Annotated in this window: 4 protein-coding genes; 3 read left to right on the top strand and 1 reads right to left on the bottom strand. The window is 46.7% G+C overall.

What is annotated here, in order from left to right:
• The first annotated feature begins 152 nt into the window (after window positions 1-152).
• The 3 genes from dnaB to OM95_RS16945 all read left to right on the top strand — a co-directional run bounded on the left by dnaB (window position 153) and on the right by OM95_RS16945 (window position 2812).
• Window positions 153-1568 carry a replicative DNA helicase gene (dnaB, locus tag OM95_RS16955; protein WP_041876526.1) on the top strand — a complete coding sequence of 472 codons (1416 nt, stop codon included), beginning with the start codon at window positions 153-155 and terminating at the stop codon, window positions 1566-1568.
• A 14-nt stretch (window positions 1569-1582) separates the two neighbouring features.
• A complete protein-coding gene (locus OM95_RS16950; protein WP_041876525.1) occupies window positions 1583-2506 on the top strand; it encodes an SDR family oxidoreductase in 924 nt (307 codons plus the stop codon).
• A 111-nt stretch (window positions 2507-2617) separates the two neighbouring features.
• Window positions 2618-2812 (top strand): hypothetical protein, encoded by a 195-nt coding sequence (locus OM95_RS16945; RefSeq protein WP_041876522.1) that lies wholly within the window; start codon window positions 2618-2620, stop codon window positions 2810-2812.
• A 72-nt stretch (window positions 2813-2884) separates the two neighbouring features.
• Here OM95_RS16945 and OM95_RS16940 read toward each other — a convergent pair whose 3' ends face one another.
• On the bottom strand, window positions 2885-3733 hold the full coding sequence (locus tag OM95_RS16940; RefSeq protein ID WP_041876520.1) for a trypsin-like serine protease: 849 nt from the start codon (window positions 3731-3733) through the stop codon (window positions 2885-2887).
• Window positions 3734-4044: the final 311 nt, after the last annotated feature.

Below are 4044 nucleotides of genomic sequence, written 5' to 3'. Positions count from 1 at the left end.
AAGTTTTCGGAAGAATGCTTTGGCTTTCAACGGTCAAAGCATTTATCAGAAGACTTGTGCATCGGCGGGCCGTTTAGAACCACCAACTTTGAAGTAGCCCCGCAATTTTTTTGTCTTTTATCTAATCTTTCGTTACTCTTTAGAGGGGTTCAATGAGTACGAGAATTCCACCTCAGAATATTGAGGCCGAACAGTCTATTTTGGGCGGTCTCATGTTAGACCGAGAAGCTTTGGATCAAGTGGGTGATATCCTCGTGGCCGAAGACTTCTATAAGCCGGGTCATCAAAAGATCTTCAACGCCATCAAAGACTTACATAGTAAAAACCAGCCTGTGGATATCATCACGGTCACAAACACTCTGCAGGGCGAAGGCACGATGGAGATGGCCGGTGGTCCTGAGTATCTTATCAGTCTTTTGGATAAAACAATTTCCGCAGCCAACATCACCACTCACGCGAAAATCGTGAAAGACAAGGCGACCCTGCGCAAGCTGATTCAGGTCAACAGCTCTTTGATCGAAAGAGCTTACGACCAAGATTTTGCTGACGTTGAGTCGTTTGTAGACCAAGCGGAAAGCGAGATCTTCAAGGTCGGGGAAGCGAAAACCAACACAGGTCTTGTTGGTTCTATGGAAATCGTTCGTTCCTCGATTAAAAAACTGGAAGAGCTTTATAAAAATCAGGTGGAAGTCACCGGCCTAGCTACAGGCTTCAAGCGCTTAGATGAAATGACCGCCGGTCTGCATCCGGGCGAGATGACGATCATCGCAGCTCGTCCTTCCATGGGTAAAACAGCCTTCTCTCTGAATATCGCTCAGCACGTCGCTTTGAAGTTAAAGAAGACAGTGGCCTATTTCTCTTTAGAGATGGGTAAAGAGTCGATGATGATGCGTATGTTAGCCGCCGAAGCGAAGGTGGGCTTGGGCTCGCTTCGTAATGGTCGGGTCAGTGACTCCGAATGGCCGCGCCTTATTCATGCGGCGAGCTTGCTTTCAGAGGCGAGCATTTTTATCGATGATACTCCTGGTGTTTCGCCGTTTGAAATTCGCTCGAAAGCACGACGTCTTAAAGCCGAACATGGTCTTGATTTGATCATGATCGACTACTTGCAGTTGATGAGCATGAAACAAAAAATGTCATCGCGCGAGCAAGAGGTCGCGGAAATCTCGAAGTCTTTAAAAGCGATTGCCAAAGAATTGCAAATTCCTGTCATCGCTCTGGCGCAGCTTAACCGTGGCGTCGAAGGCCGTACTGAGAAAAAACCGATGCTTTCAGATCTACGTGAGTCCGGTTCTATCGAGCAAGACGCCGACGTGATCATGATGCTTTATCGTGACGATTATTACGATAAGGAAAATCCAGACAAACAAGGTCATGCGGAAGTTATCGTCGGTAAACAGCGTAACGGTGCTACCGGCCCGGTGAAAATGCGTTTTGATGCTCAGTACAACAGATTCCGTGATGCAGAACCTGAAGAACGCAACATCAATTCAATGCCACCGCCGCAAGCTCCACCTCCGATGCCAGGCGGCAGACCTAAAAACTTTGCACCAGGCGCACCAGTTTAAGATAATGGGCTTCTATGAAGCCCTTACTTCATCTTTTTCAGCGTAAAAAGGCCCAAAGTTTCAAACCTGTGGTTCTTGTCACGGGTTGTTCAAGTGGTATTGGGTTGGCTTTAGCGAAGCTCCTTCACGAACACGACGAGTATCGAGTTGTCGCCACCGCGCGCGAACACAGCCTGCCCAGCCTTCGCAATCACTTTCTTGAAGATGATCGCTTCATAATGCGTTCACTAGATGTCACTTCAGAGGACGATCGCATTCGTCTTTATAACGAAATCCAAAAGCACTGGGGTGGGGTTGATATTCTTGTTAACAATGCCGGCATTTCCTATCGCTCTGTGATCGAACACATGACCGAAAAAGATGAGGAACGGCAGATGGCGACGAATTATTTCGGACCCATGGGGTTGATTCGTCTTTCGTTGCCTCACATGCGGGCCACCGGCCGTGGAAAGATCATCAACGTCTCTTCAGTCAGTGGGATGTTGGCAATGCCGACCATGGCTTCCTATTCAGCCTCCAAGTTCGCACTGGAGGGGGCGAGCGAAGCGCTTTGGTATGAGATGCGGCCGTTCGGGGTGACAATCACATTGGTACAGCCAGGTTTTATCCACAGCAATTCTTTCCGGAACGTCTATCATACAGAACTTTCAGATCCGACGCGCAACTGGAGTGGGCCCTACTGTGACTTCTATCAGAACATGACACCGTTTGTGGAAAAGATGATGAATATGTCTCTTACTACGCCGGAAAAGATCGCTCGCCAGATCTTGAAGGTCATGAAGCAAGAAAATCCTCCCCTTTGGATTCCGGCGACTTTAGATGCGACCTTATTTTATTACATCCGCCGTTTGTTGCCCCGACGTGTGTTGCTGCCGTTCTTATACTGGAATCTTCCCAAAGCGCGCTGGTCCAAGCAGCATTCACATCGCCGTAAATAGACACCTGGACCAAAGACTAAAGGTCACTTTTGGAATTGAGTTCTGTTTAACCTCTTGATTTAGTCAAAGCGTCTTACTAAGCGAGACCCTTGTTAAGCACGGAGGCTGATCATGGGAGAAACTTTAGCAAAGACAGTGATTACGGCAACCGGACTGCCTCAGGATCCTGTCGAACGCGAATTCAACGCCCTATTGGAAAAGTACGGGAAAAGCCCGGAGACGCTCACCATTGAAGAGTTGCGTGAGGTGATGGCTGAGTACCTTCAGTTGGTTTTTCTTGAAATGCAGAACGAACAGAGCGCTTAGAAAGAGTTATGAACTCTAAAATAAAAAAGGCTCCTCGAAGGGAGCCTTTTTAACTTCAACTCTATGCAGAGTTTATTTTCCAGAAAGCTTTTGCAACGCGTCCTTAACGAAGGTCGCTTCTGACTTAACTTTTGTATAAACGCTGACCAAAGAACAATCGTCTTTGCCATCTTTACCAGCGCCACGGCTTGTAACACCCCATACATATTGAGTGCCGTTGATTTCAAGAAATGCAGGACCGCCAGAGTCACCATGGCAAGCGCCTTTTCCTTGAGTTTGATCCAGAAGAATTTCGTGTTTACCAAAGTCCTCAACAATCTCTACATCGACTTTGCGAAGTTTGTTGTCGCTTTTAGTGTTAACACCATCAGTTTCGATCAAACCGTAACCAGCTAAAGTGACCTTTTTACCCGTAGTCAAAAGCGACTCGTCATCCAAGAATTTCGCCAATTGGTAGCCTGCCGCCATAGGGCCTGCAAATTTTACAAGAGCTAGATCGTGAGCATCTTCACCTTGTTCGCCAATTTTGCCGTAGCCTTCGTGAATAACATGATCAACAACAAGGCGAACATCGCCTCTTTGCATGTTATTCAAATCCGTATTGAAGATAACGTAAAGAGCGACCTCTTTATATTCAGAACCGACTTCAGGAACACAGTGGCCGGCTGTTAAAACCACGTTATTCGTCAACAAAGAGCCTGTGCAGATGAATTGCCCTTCTTGTCCGTCTTGAGTCACCACAGAGGCAACTAAAGCCACGGTGGACTTGCCAATGGCGTCTTTGGATTCAACGGGAGCCCCACCAATTATAGATGTGCTATCAGCACCAAGTTGAACTGAGTTTTGTTGCGCAGGAGAGCAGGCAATTAAAGATCCCAAAAGACCTGTAACAAGAGCTGCTTTAAAAATAGTGAGTTTCATAGGACCCCCTCCAAATTGGGACTTTTAAACACCCAAAATGGAACCAGTGCAATACAATTTTTCAAATATTTAATATAACGATCTCTTATGCATACGCGCATTGAACCTGCGTCGGACTTAAAACCCAAAGAGCGGCCCTTGCAAAGACGGTGGGAAGTATTTTCAAGAAATAAAAAAGGGACCCTTGTGGGGTCCCTTAAAAATTTTCGACAAAGCGAAACCTAGTCGCTAATTAAGCTCTTTCAACAGAGATCTGGATTTTTGCTTCCATACCTTCTGCGTAACGAACAACAGCCTTGTGCTGACCCAAT

It is taken from the genome of Bdellovibrio sp. ArHS, from assembly GCF_000786105.1.
Classification (GTDB): domain Bacteria; phylum Bdellovibrionota; class Bdellovibrionia; order Bdellovibrionales; family Bdellovibrionaceae; genus Bdellovibrio.
Note: the sequence above shows the minus strand (reverse complement) of the source record. Positions and strands in the feature narration are given on the sequence as shown.

Coding starts and splice junctions, on each gene's coding strand:
- dnaB (WP_041876526.1), top strand. CDS start 153: ATGAGTACGAGAATTCCACCTCAGAATATTGAGGCCGAACAGTCTATT.
- OM95_RS16950 (WP_041876525.1), top strand. CDS start 1,583: ATGAAGCCCTTACTTCATCTTTTTCAGCGTAAAAAGGCCCAAAGTTTC.
- OM95_RS16945 (WP_041876522.1), top strand. CDS start 2,618: ATGGGAGAAACTTTAGCAAAGACAGTGATTACGGCAACCGGACTGCCT.
- OM95_RS16940 (WP_041876520.1), bottom strand. CDS start 3,733: ATGAAACTCACTATTTTTAAAGCAGCTCTTGTTACAGGTCTTTTGGGA.